A 16,048-nucleotide genomic window follows, 5' to 3' on the forward strand; every position below is an offset into this window, starting at 1 on the left:
GCGCCCGTTGCCGGCACCCGGCGTGATCAAAGGAGTAGGGACATGCTTGATACTGCATTTCGTCACTGGCTGGATGCCAATGCCGAGGCAATCGACCAAGGCCAGTGCGACCCGCACCGGGTCCTGGCGCACATCGCCGAATCGCAGGTGCTGCGTGTCGGCATCGCGCCGGCGCTGGGCGGCAGCGGTGGCGATGTCACTGATGCGGTGGAGGCCATCGCCGCCATCGCCAGCCGTTCGCTGGCCTCGGCGTTCGTCTGCTGGGGGCAGCGCGCCTTCATCGAATACCTGTTGCACAGCCCCAACGAGGCGCTGCGCGAGCGTCTGCTGGCCGACCTGCTGAGCGGTGAATTGGCCGGTGCCACCGGCTTGTCCAACGCCATGAAGTTCCTCTCGGGCATCGAGGCCCTGCAAGTGCAGGCGCGTGCCCAGGCCGATGGCTGGACGCTCGAGGGCCGCCTGCACTGGGTCACCAACCTGCGCCAGAGCGGTTTCGTGGTGGCCGCCGCGATCGAGGCCGAGCAGGGCCAGGCACCCTTCGTCATGGCCATTCCCTCCGCCAGCCTGGGCCTGGAGCGCTCCGACGACCTGCAACTGATGGGCCTGCAATCGAGCAGCACGGCTGCGCTGGCGTTCCATCAAGTGCAACTGGACCGCAGTTGGCTGCTGCACGACAACGCCCGCGAGTTCCTGCCGCGCGTGCGCCCGGCGTTCCTGGCGCTGCAATGCGGCATGTCCATCGGCCTGGCGCGACGTGCTCTGGATGAGGTGCGCGAGCACCTGCAGGGGCGTGGCTCGTTCCTCGCCGAGGCCGAGCAGGTGCTGCGCGAGCGCCTGGAAAACACCGTCGGCGAGCTCAAGCAAGGCCTGCTCGATGGGCGTTTCCTGGCCCAGCCCGCGGCGCTGTTCAAACTGCGCATCACCTTGGCCGAAAGCGCCGCCGATGCTGTGCAGATGGAGCTGCAGGCCAGCGGCGGCAAGGCTTACCTGACTGCCTATGGCGAAGGCTTCGCCCGCCGCTGGCGCGAGTCGGCGTTCGTGCCGATCGTCACCCCGAGCCTGGTGCAACTGCGCGCCGAGCTGCAGCGCCAGGCGGCCAGTGTATGACCGACGTGCTGCTCGAAGCCCGCGCCATCAGCCTGGGCTACCCGCGCGACGGCGGCTGGCAGGCGGTGCTGGAACATTTCGACCTGCGCCTGGCGCCTGGCGAGGTGGTGACTATCCTGGGGCCAAGCGGCGTTGGCAAATCCAGTCTGTTGCGGGTGCTGGCGGGGCTGCAGCAGCCTGGCGGCGGCAGCGTGTCGCTGCATGGCCAGCCGCTGCAAGGACCGCACCCGCGCCTGGCCGTGGCCTTTCAGGACCCGAGCCTGCTGCCCTGGCTGAGCTTGGAGAAGAACGTCGCCTTTGGCCTGGATTTCGCCCGCCAACCGAAGCTGGCCGCTGATCAGCGCCGGGCGCGGATCGACCATGCCATCGAGGCGGTGGGCCTGAGCCATGCGCGCAACCAGTACCCGGCGCAACTCTCCGGCGGCATGGCCCAGCGCACTGCGTTGGCCCGCTGCCTGGCGCGTCAGCCCGAAGTGCTGCTGCTCGACGAACCCTTCGGGGCGCTCGACGAAGTCACCCGCGCCGACATGCAGCAACTGCTGCTGCAATTGATCGCCACGCACAATACCGCGGCGGTGCTGATCACCCACGACATCGACGAAGCGCTGCTGCTGTCGGACCGCGTGCTGCTACTGGGCAATCACCCGGCGCGCACCTTGGGCCAATGGCACATCGACCTGCCGCAGCCGCGTGCACAGCGGGTCGAGGAACTGGGCGCGCTGCGCATCGACATACTGAAAACCCTACGGCAGGCGAGCCGCCCCACCTCACATCCTTCCTCACCCCTGTCGTCGGAGTCCGTTCATGTGCATGGATGATTGCTGCTCTTCCTCTTCGCGTCGCGATTTCATCAAGCTCAGCGCCATGCTCACTGCCGCCGGCGCACTGCCGATGCTGGCGAGCCTGCAGGCGCGCGCCGCCGCCGAGCCGGATGCGCCGGTGCGCATCGGCTATTTGCCGATCACCGACGCCACGCCGCTATTGGTGGCACACAACAACGGCCTGTTCGAGGCCGAAGGCATCAAGGCCGAGCGTCCGGTGTTGCTGCGCAGTTGGGCGCAGGTGATCGAGGCGTTCATCTCCGGGCAGGTCAACGTGATTCACCTGCTGTCGCCGATGACCGTGTGGGCGCGCTACGGCAGCAAGGTGCCGGCCAAGGTGGTGGCCTGGAACCATGTCGGCGGCTCGGGCCTGACCGTGGCACCGGACATCACCGACATGAAGCAACTGGGCGGCAAGACCGTGGCGATTCCGTTCTGGTACTCGATCCACAATGTCGTGCTGCAGCAAATGCTCGCCGACAGCGGCCTTACCGCGGTCTCCAAGCCGGCCACTGCGGCGTTGGCGGCCAACGAAGTGAACCTGCTGGTGCTGCCGCCGTCGGACATGCCACCGGCCCTGGCGAGCAAGCGCATCGCCGGCTACATCGTTGCCGAACCGTTCAACGCCCTGGCCGAGAACCTCAAGGTCGGGCGCGTGCAGCGCTTCACCGGCGATGTCTGGCGCAACCATGCCTGCTGCGTGGTGTTCATGCACGAGCACGACCTGAACAACCGTCCCGAGTGGTCGCAGAAAGTGGTCAACGCCATCGTCAAGGCCCAGCAGTGGACCCGCGAGCACCGCGCCGAGGCGGCTGCGCTGCTGTCCAAGGCCGGCCCGAACAAGTACACCCCGCACGAACCGGCCGTGCTGACCAAGGTCCTGGCACCCTCGGCAGAGGACCGCGCCGCCTACCTGGCCAGCGGCGCCATTCGCCATGCGCAGTGGGATGAACGGCGCATCGACTTCCAGCCGTACCCGTTCCCCAGCTACACCGAGGAACTGGTCAAGCGCCTGAAAAACACCCTGATCGAGGGCCAGAGCGATTTCCTCGCAGGGCTCGATCCTGCGCAGACGGCCCGTGACCTGGTCGACGACCGTTTCGTGCGCAACGCCATCGCCGCAGTGGGCGGGCCCTCGGTGTTCGGCATCGCCGACAGCTTCGAGCGCAGCGAGGAGTTCGCGGACTGATGCGCAAGCCTGTGATCCATGCTGCCCTGGGCCTGGCCGGACTGGTGGCGTTGTTGCTGTTGTGGTGGGCCGGGGTGCGGGTGTTCGGCGAGGCCGATGGTTTGTCGGCGCGTTTCTCACCCCAGGCCACCTTGGCCAGCCTTGCCGAGTTGCTGACGCACGGGGAGGTCTACGGGCACATCTGGGTGAGCCTCAAGCGCATCCTCATCGGCCTGCTGCTGGCGTTGCTGATCGGCGTGCCGCTGGGGCTGCTGGTGGGCAGCTACCGGCACCTGGAGGCGGCGACCACGCCGGCGTTCCAGTTCCTGCGCATGATCTCGCCGCTGTCGTGGATGCCGGTGGTGGTGATGCTGATGGGCGTGGGCGATCAACCGATCTACTTCCTGCTGGCCTTCGCTGCGCTGTGGCCGATCCTGCTCAACACGGCGGCGGGGGTGCGTCAGCTCGACCCGCGTTGGCTGCAACTGTCGCGCAGCCTCAGCGCCACGCGCTGGGAAACCCTGTGCAAGGTGATCGTCCCCGGCGTGATCGGCCATGTGCTGACGGGCGTGCGCTTGGCCATCGGCATCCTGTGGATCGTGCTGGTGCCGTGCGAGATGCTTGGCGTCAGCGCCGGGCTGGGCTATTTCATCCTCGACACCCGCGACCGCCTGGCCTATTCGGAACTGATGGCGATGGTGCTGTTGATCGGTGCGCTGGGCTTTTTGCTCGACGCCCTGGCGCGTGGGCTGCATCGGCGCTGGGTGCATGCCTGAGCGTCAGTTGCCCGCGCCATGGGCTGCCAGGCTGAAGGGCGCCAGGTCCACTGGCGGCTGCGTCTGGACGATCAGTCGAGCGAGGCCCTCGCCGCTGGCGCAGGCCAGGGTGAAACCCAGTGGGCCGTGACCGACATTGAGCCACAGGTTGTCCAGGCCCGGCGCCCGGTCGATGATCGGCTTGCCCAGCGCAGTGGCCGGGCGCAGGCCCGCCCAGGCTTGGATCTGGCGCAAGTCCAGGGCGGGAAACACTTCGCCGACCTGCCGCTTGAGCAGGGCGATGCGGCGCTCGGGGGCGTGCGCTGTGCGTGCGCCCAGATCCACCATCGCAGCGATGCGCAACGACTCCCCAAGCGGCGCGTAGAGGATCTTGCGGCTGGCATCGGTGATGCTGATTTTCGGCAGGCTGAGGTTCTCGTTCGGCTGCACGCTCAGGGTGTAACCGCGCAGGGGGTAGAGCGGCAGGTCGATGCCCAACGGCTTGACCAACGGGACGCTGGCGATACCGCAGGCGATCACGAAACCATCGGCCGGCAGGCGATCCTCGCCCAACCTCAATGCGGCAAGCCGCGAACCGCGCCGCTCGAAGCCGCTGACCGCTTCACCCAAGTGCAAACGCACGTTGCGCATCCCCTGTAATTGCCGTTTCACACCCTCGCAGAACAGACGGCAGTTGCCGACCGCATCCCCTGGCGTGAAGATCCCGCCCGCCAGACGTTCAGCCACCGCGGCCAATGCCGGCTCCAGTACGGTGCACTCACTCGCGCTGAGCACCTGGTGACGGGCGCCGGCTGCCTGCTGACGTTCGAGCAGTCTCGCGGCAGCGCTCAATGAGGCGGCGCTGCGATGGATGATCAGCTTGCCGCTGTGGCGCAGGTCGAAGTCGATGGGGGTGTGCTGCAGCAGCTCGGTCATCAGCGTCTGGCTGCGCAACGACAGGCTGAGCATTTCGCCGAAGGTCTGCTCGACCCGCGATGCCCGGCACGCTCGCAGGAACGCCAGGCACCAACGCCACTGCCGAGGGTCCAGGCGCGGGCGCAGGTGCAGGGGGGCTTCGCGCGACAACAGCCAGCGGGGCAGGTGGCCCAGCACCGATGGGTCGGCCAGGGGCGCGACGTTGTTGTAGCTCAACTGCCCGCCATTGGCGAAGCTGGTTTCCAGCGCCACGTCCTGGTTACGCTCGACCAGCGTGACCTCGAGCCCGGCCCGCGCCAGGTACAGCGCGCTCGACAGGCCAATGACGCCTGCGCCCACTACCACGACGTGCATGCCATGCCCCCTGATCCGTGATCCGCTCCCAAGTATGGCCGGGAATCTCAATGGGTGCGTGGTCGGCTCTGACTCAACGCGGTATACGCCGCCCTGACCTCATCGAACCCGTACCGCGCCTCCAGCCGCTTGACGATGAAATGGCCGCGCGCCATGTCCTGGTAGAAACGGGTGAACAGGGTATTGATCGTTGCCCCGGTCACCGCGCCGATGACCGGCACGGCCTGGGCGGCGAACTTGCTGGAAATGGTCACCCCGAAGCGCGTGGCGACTTTCTCGATCAGCAGCGCCAGCCACTTGCCGGCCTGCGCCGGATTGAGGTTCTTGACCGCTGAGGCGCCCTGGCGGGCGGCGATTTCAGCCAACTCTCGGGACACATGCTGCAAGGTGCGGCTGGTGAAACTGCGGGTCAGGTAGTAGCCGGTTTCGGCGGCGTCGTCGCTGTCGCTGGGACCGCCCAAGGCGAACACTTCGATGCACGCCTGCTTGGTGCTCAGCTCGCTCAGGTCGAAGCCTTCGCTGCGCGCCACGTCCGCGACGGCGCGCATCATCAAGGTGGTGGACACCGGCAGTTCGACGAACAGCGCCGGGGCACCGAAAGCGCCGCCGAGCGCGCCGCAGGTGGCGGCGTAGAATTTATGCAGGCGCGTCGAGGCGGCCGTGTGCGGACGGTTGTCCAGGCTCCACAGCGCCGCCTCGGCCGACGTGTGCAGCGCGGCCTTGACCGCGCCGTTGATGCGCTTGGCCACCGGGCCGGGCAGGGCCTTGACCGCGCCTTCGATGGGCGAGCCGATCAAGGCCGAGAGCTTGGCGGTGAGCGAAGGCGACTCGAGCAGGGCGACGGCGCGCTTGAGGTCGTTGTAGTCTTCGGGGTGGTCTTGGATAGGCACCAGAGTCTCCAGGGCGTGTCGGGCATTAGGTCGGCGGGATAATCTTCTGACCTTCGCGTGGCGCTTATTTCACCCGCAGCGGACAGATGGATTATTTTTGCCGCAGACCGTGGCGGTCAACACGGCATAATTTTCTGCGCGCGGCTTTCGTTACCCTCAAAGCTGCCCTGGGTCCAGAAGGACCGGGCCACCATCATCCCAAGGAGATTGCCAATGACTTCCGTATTCGACCGCGACGACATCGTGTTCCAGGTTGTGATGAACCACGAGGAGCAGTACTCGATCTGGCCGGACTACAAGGCGATTCCCGCCGGCTGGCACGCCGTGGGCAAGAGCGGGCTGAAAAAAGAGTGCCTGGCCTACATCGACGAGGTGTGGACCGACATGCGTCCGCTGAGCCTGCGCCAGAAGATGGCCGAAGCGGCGGCGCAATAAGCGGTGAGCGCACTCAACCTGCTGTGCCTGCCGTACTCCGGTGCCAGCGCCATGGTCTACAGCCGCTGGCGGCGCAAGCTGCCGGCCTGGCTGCAGGTGCGTCCGGTCGAGCTGCCAGGGCGCGGTGCGCGACTGGCCGAGCCTTTGCACACCGACATGCAGGGCCTGGCCCGGCAACTGGCCAACGAGCAGCGCCTGGCCGCCAGCACGCCCTACGCGTTGCTCGGCCATAGCCTCGGTGCGCTGCTGGCCTTCGAGCTGGCCCATGAGCTGCAAGCCCTGGGCTGTCCGCCACCGGTGGCGCTGTTCGCCTGCGGCACGGCCGCGCCCACGCGCCGCGAAGGCTATGACGGTGCCAACTGGCGCGAGCCCAGAAGCGACGCCGAGCTGATTGACGAACTGCGTGAGCTGCAAGGCACGCCCGAAGACGTGCTGGCCAACCAGGAGCTGATGAGCCTGACCTTGCCGGTGCTCAGGGCCGATTTCCTGCTGTGCGGACGCTACGCCTACCGCCAGCGCGCGCCGCTGCGTTGCCCGCTGCACGTGCTCGGCGGCACGGACGATCGCGCCACCGAGGAGCAACTGCTGGCCTGGAGCCGGGAAAGCCTGGGCGAGTTCTCGCTGGAGCGATTCCCCGGTGGGCACTTCTTCATCCATGAGCATGAGGACCGCGTGCTGGCCACGCTGACCGCAGCCTTGGAGCCCCATCGCCTGACAGCGTGATTGACCCGGCCCTTGTCCTGCGGGAGGCTGGGCGCTTTCTTCAGGACAAGGGCCGTCCCCATGCTCATCGATCCCCGCCAGGCCACGCTGCTCGTGGTCGATATCCAGGAACGCCTGATCGGCGCCATGAGCGACCCGCAGGGCATGCGCGAGCGCGCCCGCTGGCTGCTGGCTGCCAGCGCCGAGCTCGATGTGCCGACGGTCATCTCCGAGCAGTACCCCAAGGGCCTTGGCCCGACCCTGAGTGAGCTCAAGGCCGCCACCCCCCAGGCCGAGGTGGTGCAGAAGCTGCATTTCTCGTGCGTGGCTGCCGACTGCCTGCCGCCCAGCCTGCTGGCGCGCGAGCAGGTGATCGTCTGTGGCATGGAAACCCATGTCTGCGTTCTGCAGACCGTCTTGGGCCTGCTGGCGCTGGGCAAGCAGGTGTTCGTGGTCGAGGATGTCTGCGACAGCCGCACGCCGGCGAGCAAGGCGGCGGGTCTGGCGCGCATGCGCGATGCTGGGGCGCAGATCGTCACCGGCGAGATGGTGCTGTTCGAGCTGCTGGGCAGTGCCAGCCATCCGCTGTTCCGCCATATCAGCAAAACCTACCTGGTGGGAGAGCGCTCCTGAACCGCGTGTGGTTGGCCAGCGCGGTACTGCTGCTGGCCGTGCTCCAGGGCTGCGCCGGGCGTCGGGAGCAGGCGCCGAGCGCCGACCCGGCCCAGGTGCGGGCCGAGCTTCTGCGTTTGTTGCCCACCACGCTCAAGGATCGCCAGGGCTGGGCCGAGGATATTCAGGTGGCTTTCGCCGCCCAGCGCCTGGAGCCCAGCCGCAGCAACCTGTGCGCGGTGCTGGCGGTGACCGAGCAGGAGTCGACATTCAGCGCCGATCCGCAGGTGCCGAACCTGGGGCGCATTGCCCGTGAGGAAATCGACCGCCGCGCCGCACGCTTGCACATTCCCGGTCTGCTGGTCGACGGTGCGCTCAATACCCGTTCCGCCAATGGCCAGACGTACCAGCAACGCTTGCAGGCAGTGCGCAGCGAAGGGCAGCTCAGCGCCCTGTTCGACGACTTCCTCGCCGGCCTGCCGTTGGGCGAGTCGCTGCTCGGCGGTTTCAACCCGGTGCGCACCGGCGGGCCGATGCAGGTCAGCGTCGATTTCGCCCAACGTCATGCCCAGGACTATCCCTATGCGCACGAGGGCAGCCTGCGTCAGGAGGTGTTCACCCGCCGTGGCGGCCTGTACTTCGGCATCGCCCACCTGCTGGGCTACCCGGCCCATTACGAGCGGCCGCTGTATCGCTTCGCCGACTACAACGCCGGCTGGTACGCCAGCCGCAACGCGGCGTTTCAGGCGGCGCTGAGCCGGGTGACGGGCACTGCGCTGGCGCTGGACGGCGACTTGATCGCCCCGGGCGCGTTGCTGCCGGGCACCACGGAGCGCGCCGCACGCCGCCTCGGCACGAAGCTGGGGCTGCGCAACCCGCAGATCCGCAGCCAGTTGGCGCTGGAAAACAGCCTGGCGCTGGAAGACAGCGCGCTGTACCGCGGCGTGTTCGCCCTGGCCGATGCCCAGGCCGGTAAGCCGCTGCCGCGCGCGGTGTTGCCTGGGATCGTGCTGCAGAGCCCGAAAATCACCCGCACGCTGACCACCGCATGGTTCGCCGAACGGGTGGATGGGCGCTACCAGCGCTGTTTGCAGCGCTGAGGGGCAGGGGCGGACTTGGCTCGGGGCGTACACTTCGTTTATTGCGGGTTGCCTTGATTTGTGAGCGCAGTTCGAGCTTTGGTGGGGGAGCGTTGATTTGGGGCGTGCCCCAGCACTGGTGGGCGGCCTTGTGTCGTGATCAGGCGCGTAGCGGTCCTAACTCATGGTGCTGCTGTGGGTCAGACGCGCTTCGCATCGCTTGGTTCGCGGCCTCCTCGCGACCGATTGCGACGCAAGGTTACTTGAATTCGACCACTACGGCGGTTGGCTAGAGAGTATTGCGATGAGCACGACCAAAGGCTGATCACGACTGACATAGGAAACGCTATCATCTCGCTATCAGCTCAAGAGGAGTTCCTCTTAGTCGGTAATTCCGGCGCTCCCTTGGGTATCACGACAAGGAAAGTTGCGCATGGACGACATCGTTCAGCCCCTCGCTGCTCAAGAAGAAATTCCGCCTAAAGAAGTCAAGATCCAGGCCACCTTGGTCGCGAAGCTGAACCTTGCAGACTTCCAGAACGCCGTTCCTGTTATTCGCGAGCTCCGTATCGCGAACGAAACTGAAGACCGCTTCGATAATGCGACTCTGACGCTGATCTCAGAGCCTGAGGTGTTCAAGGCCAAGATCTGGCGGATAGACGAGATTGCGGCAGATAGCTTCCGGACCATTCCTGGGCTCGATCTAGTTCTGGACGGCCCGCTGCTTAGCCGTCTGACCGAGGCAGAACTGTCTACGTTTACATTTGTCCTTGAGGCTGATGCCAAAGAAGCCGAGAGCGGCAGAAAGGAGTTCGCCCGTCTTGAGCAAGTCGTAGACCTTCTGCCCCGAAATCAGTGGGGTGGTTTGCGGCATATTCCTGACATGACAGCTGCCTTCGTCCAGCCGAATGATCCGGCAGTTGAACGCCTTTTGAAACAGACGGCTGAGCTGCTTCGGCAAAGTGAACTGCCCTCATCGTTAGATGGATATGAGGGTGGCGCGAAGCGAGCTTGGCAGCTGGCGTCTGCGGTCTGGAGTGCAGTTGCACGAATGAAGCTCGACTATGCATTGCCGCCGGCAAGTTTTGAACAGTTAGGTCAAAAGGTCCGAAGCCCAAGCCAGATTGCCGATACTGGCTTGGCCACCTGCATGGATCTTACCTTACTGTTCTGCGCTGCCTTGGAGCAAATCGGGCTCAACCCGGTCATCGTGTTCACTCGCGGTCACGCCTTCGCGGGGCTTTGGATGAAGCCTGAGGAATTCACTACCGTCCTTGTCGATGATGTAACGGCGGTGCGCAAGCGTGTGAAGCTGCGGGAGTTGGTTCTGTTTGAAACGACGCTCAGTACCCAGACCCTTGTCCCTGCCTTCTCCTATGCAGTCGAGAGAGGTGAAAAGCAGATCACCGAAGACGCGGATAGCGAATTTGAAATGCTGCTCGACATCCGGCGAGCTCGATTGCAGCGGATCAAGCCGCTCGCAAGTGCAGAAGCTCAGATCGCTCGGATTGCCGATGAGGTGTCGGACGATTCCCCAGCCCTCCTGGTTGAGGATGGGGCGGGCATCCCAGATGAAATCCACGCGGTGGTAGTCGAAGACCTTTGGAAGATTGACCCCGCGGATCGGCTTGGCCGGTGGCAGCGTAAGCTCTTGGATCTCTCGCTTCGAAATAACCTATTGAACTTCAAAATGGGCAAGCGAGCGCTGAAGCTTGAGTCACCCGACCCGGGTGCGCTCGAGGATATTTTGGCAAGCGGGCAGTCGCTGAGGCTGCTGACACGACCTGATCTTATGGACGGTGCCGATCCCCGCGAGCGCGCCTTGTATGAACAGCGTGAGCAAGAGGATGTTCGTCGACGCCATGCCGAGGACGCACTTAAGCGAAGAGAGGTGTTCGTCGCGCTGACGTCGCATGAGATGGACGTTCGACTCATTGAACTCTATCGAGGTGCTCGCACAGCCCTCCAGGAGGGTGGTTCCAACACGCTGTTCTTGGCCATTGGCTTCTTGAGTTGGACACGTGAGGACAGGGCAGGGCAAAAGTATAGAGCTCCCCTTGTGCTGGTTCCGGTCACGCTTGAGCGCAAGAGCGCTCGCTCAGGTTTCACCATGGTGCTCCACGATGACGAGCCACGCTTCAACCCAACCCTGATCGAAATGCTTCGGCAGGATTTCGAGCTGGGCTTGGGCTCGTTGGAGCATGAGCTTCCTCGAGACGATTCTGGTCTGGATATAGCCGGCATTTGGAACAAGGTCGGCCATGCCATTAAAGACATCCCAGGTTGGGAGGTGAGCGAAGACGTTGTGCTGTCGATGTTCTCGTTTGCCAAATATCTCATGTGGAAGGATCTGGCCGAGAACGCTGAGCACCTACGACAGAGCCCAGTGGTTCAGCACCTCCTTGATACCCCTCGTGATTCGTTCGTTTCGGATACACCGTTCCCAGATGCGCAATCGCTGGATCGTGATTACGGGCCGACCGATGTTTTTTGTCCGCTGCCGTCTGACTCATCCCAACTGGCTGCAGTGATGGCTGCGGCCAAAGGCAAAGACTTTGTACTCATCGGCCCACCAGGTACCGGCAAGAGTCAGACCATCTCCAACATGATCGCTCAGTCGATTGCCCAGGGCCGTCGCGTGCTGTTTGTTTCGGAAAAGATTGCCGCGCTGGATGTGGTGTATCGGCGTCTCCGTGAGATTGGTCTGGGTGAGTTCTGCCTGGAGCTCCACTCGAGCAAGGCTCGTAAAACTGATGTGCTGGCCCAGCTGCAGTCCGCTTGGGAAGCGAAAGGGCAGGTCGATTCAGATGCATGGGAGGTTGAGGCTCAGCGTCTCGCAACGCTGCGCGACAGCCTGAACGTTTACGTCGAGCGACTACACCGGCGTCATCGCAACGGTTACACCATCTACGATGCGATCGGCACGGTCACTTCGGGTGGCGATGAAGCTGTTGCGCCTGTTGGTTGGGCTTCACCTGACACGCATGATCAGAAAGCCATGTCTGAGCTTCGTGAGCTGGGCGATCGCCTCGAAGTAAACGCTCAAGCTGTGGGCTATAGCCAGCTTGCGGGCAATGCGTTGTCTGCGGTTGGGCAAGCAGAGTGGTCACCTCATTGGCAGCAGCAGTTCGTGCAGGCGGCTCGTGATGTGTTGCCTGCCGTGCTGAATGTTCAGCGGGCGGCTGATCGGTTCGTTGAATTGGCTGGCCTGCCAGTTACGGAGTACGCCCCGAGTGCATTGGAGGGTCTGTCAGTCCTTTCCCAGGCGCTGCCCGCTGCTGCGGGACAAGATTGGCGCTTCGCGCTGCGGCCTGATGCCCGCTCCATTTCTCAACGGTTGAGTGATGGCTGTGCGTGGGTTGAACAACACCGAGAACTCAACGCTAAGCTTTCGCCGCTCTGGACTTCTCGCGTAATAGCCGATGCGAAGCAAGGTATCGAGCTACTACAGCAACGTCGCATCACTTCCGTTGAGCTTAGCCCCGCTTGGCCGGAGAACATCACCGGTGTGCTTGCTCAGGCGGTGGCACAGCTTGGTCAAATAGCAGAGCTGAAGCAGCAACTCAGTGCGACCTATGACGAAATGATCGAATCGCTCGACATTGATCTGTTGTTGCGAGAGTGGAAGGAGGCTGAGGAGTCGTTCTGGCCAAAATCCTGGTTCGGAAAGCGGCGTATCGCGGGTTTGCTAGCCCCGACTCAAACCGCTGCTGGCGAGGCTGATCACGGCAGAGACTTAGCCATCTGGGCAGAAATCCGCGCCGTGCGCCGCGCTATTGATGAACTTGAACCTGGGCATGAGTGCGTTGCCGTTTGGCAAGGTTCAAAGTCTGTAGCTGCACAGCTTTCGGCGTCGATCAAGCTTCAAGAGGCCATTCGCCTTCAGCAAGCAGACTCGGACTGGATCGATGATGGATTCCAGTTGGTCGAGCAAGGCCAGCTGGGAAATGCATTGAGGGAAGAGCTCCAGCGGCTTCGCGAGTTGACTCGCCTTGATCGCGACATGGCCGACTTGTCCGACCTTGGCTCGAGCACTCAGCAGCTCTGGTGCGGTAAAGACACAAACATTGATCTCCTTACTGCAGCACTGCGCTTTCAGGTTGAGCGTCGGGATATCGACGAGCGCGGTCGCCTGGTTGATGATCACCCCGAAGTGCAAGAGGGACGCTGTGGACAGTGGCTGAAAGGTGACTTCGACCTGTTGAGGCAGCGGGCAGCGGTCGAGCGTGATCTGTCCGACTTGGCTGACCTGCGAGAGTTGGTACCTGTCTGGAGTGATTTGAAGACCAAGCTGGATGTTGCTCGTCAGGCAGTAGTATTCCAAGGCCAGATAGCAACTGCTATTGCGAAGCTTGCGTTGAACCCGGAGCAGATTGCAGCTTACAAGGCCCCCCTTCAAACGCTCTTGGGCGATGGCAACGCGCTGCTGGAGCCGGAAGGCGCGATTGCACTTGCTGGTGTAGCTCTACGTGAAAAACTTGAGGTGCTGCAGGAGCGTTCATCGCATCTGACTTCGACCGGTCACTTCACCGAGGCCGGTGCTGATGAGACCGCACACCTTTCGTTGAATGACCTCAAGAAAAATTGCGAGATCGTAGTGTCCTCCGAAGCGCGACTCAAAGCATGGTGTGCCTGGAGGAAGGTGCGCGATGAGGCCTTCGCCGTTGGCCTCGCCCCAATTGTTCAGGCTATTGAAAGCGGAGCGATTACCTCCGGAAAAGTCCGCCGCGTCTTCGAGGTGAATTACGCTCGCTGGTGGCTGAATACCACTGTAGACAACGAGGAGATCATTCGGAAGTTTGTCAGCGCAGAGCACGAACAGCGTATTCGTGATTTCCGCGCCCTGGATGACAAGTTCACCGACCTGACAAAGGATTGGCTTCGCGCTCGTCTATGTGCAGACCTACCAAGTCAGGAAAGCGTGAGCCGCTCTTCTGAGTGGGGGCTCCTGCGCCATGAAATGAGCAAGAAGACCAAGCATATCCCCTTGCGCGAGCTGATGACGCGAGCACCAGAAGCCCTCACCAAGCTGACGCCCTGCTTGCTGATGAGTCCGCTGTCGATCGCCCAGTACTTACCTCCCGCTTCGACTCCGTTCGATCTGGTCATCTTCGATGAGGCCTCTCAGATTCCGGTGTGGGATGCGATCGGTGCAATGGCAAGAGGAAAGCAGGTTGTGATGGTGGGCGACCCAAAACAGCTCCCGCCGACCTCGTTCTTTGACCGTGCCGAGTCCACGGCTGATGATGAAGATGTCGAAGCCGATCTCGAGAGCATCCTCGACGAATGCATCAGCGCGAACCTGCCGATGCGCAATCTGAACTGGCACTACCGAAGCCGTCATGAGAGCCTGATCGCCTTCTCGAACCAGCGTTATTACGGTTCAAAGCTGGTGACCTTCCCATCACCGTTCACGTCTGACAAGGCCGTAAGGTTGTGTCCAGTGGCAGGTGTTTATGACAAGGGCGGTTCACGTACCAACCTGATTGAGGCTAGAGCCCTGGTCGCTGACCTCGTCGCTCGCCTTCAGTCGCCGGCTTTCCGTGAAAGTCGTCGCACCGTGGGTGTCGTCACCTTTAATGGTGAACAGCAGAAACTGATCATGGATATGCTGGATGAGGCGTGCCGCAAAGATCCGTCGCTCGACTCCTATTTCGCTGAGTCCGAGCTTGAGCCGGTATTCGTGAAGAACTTAGAAAGTGTTCAGGGCGATGAGCGCGACATCATCTATTTCTCGACCACTTACGGGAAGGACGCCGCGGGCGTGATGTCGATGAACTTCGGCCCAATGAACCGTCCTGGTGGCGAGCGTCGACTCAACGTTGCGATTACGCGAGCTCGCCAGGAACTGGTGCTGTTCTCGACCCTGCGGCCAGAGTACATTGACCTTGCCCGCACGCAAGCCGTTGGGGTACGTGATCTGAAGCACTTCCTTGAGTTTGCTGAGCGTGGACCGCGGGCCTTGGCGGAAGCTAACTTCGGCAGCGTGGGCGGATTCGACAGCCCGTTCGAAGAGGCGGTCGCAGCTGCCTTGGCCAAGAAGGGTTGGCAGATCCATACCCAGATTGGTGTCTCGTCGTTCCGAGTTGATTTGGGTGTTGTTCATCCCGATGCATCTGGTCGGTTCCTGGCCGGCGTGGAGTGCGACGGGGCTACCTATCACCGCAGTGCAACTGCGCGTGACCGCGACAAGCTGCGTGAGTTTGTCCTGCGTGGACTCGGCTGGGAGATCGTCAGGATCTGGTCGACTGACTGGTGGGTTGATGCCGTAGGGACTGCGGAAAGGGTTCATCAGCAGCTGATAGAGCTGCTCGCTGAGTCGAGAGCCAAGCAAGCCGTTATCGATGCTGCGCATGAGGCGGAGCGCCTGAAAGCCGATGCTGTGATGGCTGAAGTCATTGAGGTGGTTGAACAGTTTTCTGCTATAGCGTCTCCATCTGTTGTAGAAGCCAACGATCCGTCTGGCGCATTGCCTGAGTTGAAGTACGCTAGAGCAGCCACGGCTCAAACAGTAGAAGAGGCCGTGACTCCTTACGTGCTCGTGGAGCACTTGGTCTACAAGGAAGCAGACCCTGCCAAGGCTGTGGAAGTGGTTGATGCAGACCGATTCTTCGACGCAAGTTACACGGATACGTTGGAGCTCATGATTGCCTACGTGGTGGCAGAAGAAGGGCCCGTGCTCGACACAGCGCTTGCACGGCGTATCGCGCGTGCCCATGGCTGGATCAGAACCGGCTCACGCATTCGCGATCGGGTGGATCAAATAGCGCGTGCACGATTCCGTTCTCATGAAGAGGAACAGATAGGAACGTTCTACTGGCCTGCCCATCTTGCCTCTGATGCGGAGGTTATCTTCCGCAGACCTTCTGATGATGACGCTACTCGCACAGTAACTGAAATATGCTTGCCTGAGCTTGCTGCGTTAGGTAACGAGATGCTTGAACGAGGTCATGTTGGTGAGGGGCTGATCTATGCGGTTGCGAAGGAGGCGGGGGTCAACAAGCTTGCCCATGCTGGTCGTCAACGCATTGAGAAAGCGTTAGGGCGAATCGTCGAATAGAAACCGAGAGGGCGCATCAATGTGCGCCCTTTTTTCGTGGGTGAGCTTTACGCTGGGCCTATGACGGGCCTCAATAAAGTTTTCTGCTTTAAGCGCTCGGTTCACGATTAGGGAGGAGTAGCCCCTGCA

Annotated in this window: 11 protein-coding genes; 9 read left to right on the forward strand and 2 right to left on the reverse strand. The window is 62.7% G+C overall.

What is annotated here, in order from left to right:
- Positions 1-42: 42 nt before the first annotated feature.
- The 4 genes from NJ69_RS06915 to NJ69_RS06930 are packed head-to-tail and all read left to right on the forward strand — an operon-like array spanning position 43 to position 3,872.
- Complete coding sequence (locus tag NJ69_RS06915) at positions 43-1,107, forward strand: acyl-CoA dehydrogenase family protein (protein ID WP_039577454.1); 1,065 nt, start codon at positions 43-45, stop codon at positions 1,105-1,107.
- Positions 1,104-1,925, forward strand: coding sequence for an ABC transporter ATP-binding protein (locus tag NJ69_RS06920; RefSeq protein ID WP_029614372.1), 822 nt, complete (start codon positions 1,104-1,106; stop codon positions 1,923-1,925). The genes NJ69_RS06915 and NJ69_RS06920 overlap by 4 nt, the downstream gene beginning before the upstream one ends.
- Complete coding sequence (locus NJ69_RS06925) at positions 1,912-3,117, forward strand: ABC transporter substrate-binding protein (protein WP_039577456.1); 1,206 nt, start codon at positions 1,912-1,914, stop codon at positions 3,115-3,117. The genes NJ69_RS06920 and NJ69_RS06925 overlap by 14 nt, the downstream gene beginning before the upstream one ends.
- On the forward strand, positions 3,117-3,872 hold the full coding sequence (locus NJ69_RS06930; RefSeq protein ID WP_039577459.1) for an ABC transporter permease: 756 nt from the start codon (positions 3,117-3,119) through the stop codon (positions 3,870-3,872). The genes NJ69_RS06925 and NJ69_RS06930 overlap by 1 nt, the downstream gene beginning before the upstream one ends.
- A gap of 3 nt (positions 3,873-3,875) precedes the next feature.
- Here NJ69_RS06930 and NJ69_RS06935 read toward each other — a convergent pair whose 3' ends face one another.
- The gene (locus NJ69_RS06935; RefSeq protein ID WP_039577462.1) at positions 3,876-5,141 is read right to left on the reverse strand and encodes a D-amino acid dehydrogenase; all 1,266 of its coding nucleotides are present in this window, start codon (positions 5,139-5,141) and stop codon (positions 3,876-3,878) included.
- A gap of 47 nt (positions 5,142-5,188) precedes the next feature.
- Positions 5,189-6,043 (reverse strand): EcsC family protein, encoded by an 855-nt coding sequence (locus NJ69_RS06940; RefSeq protein ID WP_052192026.1) that lies wholly within the window; start codon positions 6,041-6,043, stop codon positions 5,189-5,191.
- A gap of 201 nt (positions 6,044-6,244) precedes the next feature.
- Here NJ69_RS06940 and NJ69_RS06945 point away from each other — a divergent pair, with 201 nt between their 5' ends.
- The 5 genes from NJ69_RS06945 to NJ69_RS06965 all read left to right on the forward strand — a co-directional run bounded on the left by NJ69_RS06945 (position 6,245) and on the right by NJ69_RS06965 (position 15,919).
- On the forward strand, positions 6,245-6,466 hold the full coding sequence (locus tag NJ69_RS06945; protein ID WP_029614377.1) for an MbtH family protein: 222 nt from the start codon (positions 6,245-6,247) through the stop codon (positions 6,464-6,466).
- A 3-nt stretch (positions 6,467-6,469) separates the two neighbouring features.
- A complete protein-coding gene (locus NJ69_RS06950) occupies positions 6,470-7,189 on the forward strand; it encodes a thioesterase II family protein (protein WP_039577466.1) in 720 nt (239 codons plus the stop codon).
- 60 nt (positions 7,190-7,249) lie between these two features.
- Positions 7,250-7,801 carry a hydrolase gene (locus NJ69_RS06955; RefSeq protein WP_039577469.1) on the forward strand — a complete coding sequence of 184 codons (552 nt, stop codon included), beginning with the start codon at positions 7,250-7,252 and terminating at the stop codon, positions 7,799-7,801.
- Positions 7,798-8,880, forward strand: a complete 1,083-nt coding sequence (locus tag NJ69_RS06960) for a DUF1615 domain-containing protein (RefSeq protein ID WP_304485145.1) — start codon at positions 7,798-7,800, stop codon at positions 8,878-8,880. Before NJ69_RS06955 ends, NJ69_RS06960 begins: the two co-directional genes overlap by 4 nt.
- A gap of 412 nt (positions 8,881-9,292) precedes the next feature.
- A complete protein-coding gene (locus NJ69_RS06965; protein ID WP_039577471.1) occupies positions 9,293-15,919 on the forward strand; it encodes a DUF3320 domain-containing protein in 6,627 nt (2,208 codons plus the stop codon).
- The last annotated feature ends 129 nt before the right edge of the window (positions 15,920-16,048 follow it).

This window comes from Pseudomonas parafulva, assembly GCF_000800255.1.
Classification (GTDB): Bacteria; Pseudomonadota; Gammaproteobacteria; order Pseudomonadales; family Pseudomonadaceae; genus Aquipseudomonas; species Aquipseudomonas boreofloridensis.

Coding starts and splice junctions, on each gene's coding strand:
- NJ69_RS06955 (WP_039577469.1), top strand. CDS start 7,250: ATGCTCATCGATCCCCGCCAGGCCACGCTGCTCGTGGTCGATATCCAG.
- NJ69_RS06920 (WP_029614372.1), top strand. CDS start 1,104: ATGACCGACGTGCTGCTCGAAGCCCGCGCCATCAGCCTGGGCTACCCG.
- NJ69_RS06945 (WP_029614377.1), top strand. CDS start 6,245: ATGACTTCCGTATTCGACCGCGACGACATCGTGTTCCAGGTTGTGATG.
- NJ69_RS06965 (WP_039577471.1), top strand. CDS start 9,293: ATGGACGACATCGTTCAGCCCCTCGCTGCTCAAGAAGAAATTCCGCCT.
- NJ69_RS06930 (WP_039577459.1), top strand. CDS start 3,117: ATGCGCAAGCCTGTGATCCATGCTGCCCTGGGCCTGGCCGGACTGGTG.
- NJ69_RS06925 (WP_039577456.1), top strand. CDS start 1,912: ATGTGCATGGATGATTGCTGCTCTTCCTCTTCGCGTCGCGATTTCATC.
- NJ69_RS06915 (WP_039577454.1), top strand. CDS start 43: ATGCTTGATACTGCATTTCGTCACTGGCTGGATGCCAATGCCGAGGCA.
- NJ69_RS06935 (WP_039577462.1), bottom strand. CDS start 5,141: ATGCACGTCGTGGTAGTGGGCGCAGGCGTCATTGGCCTGTCGAGCGCG.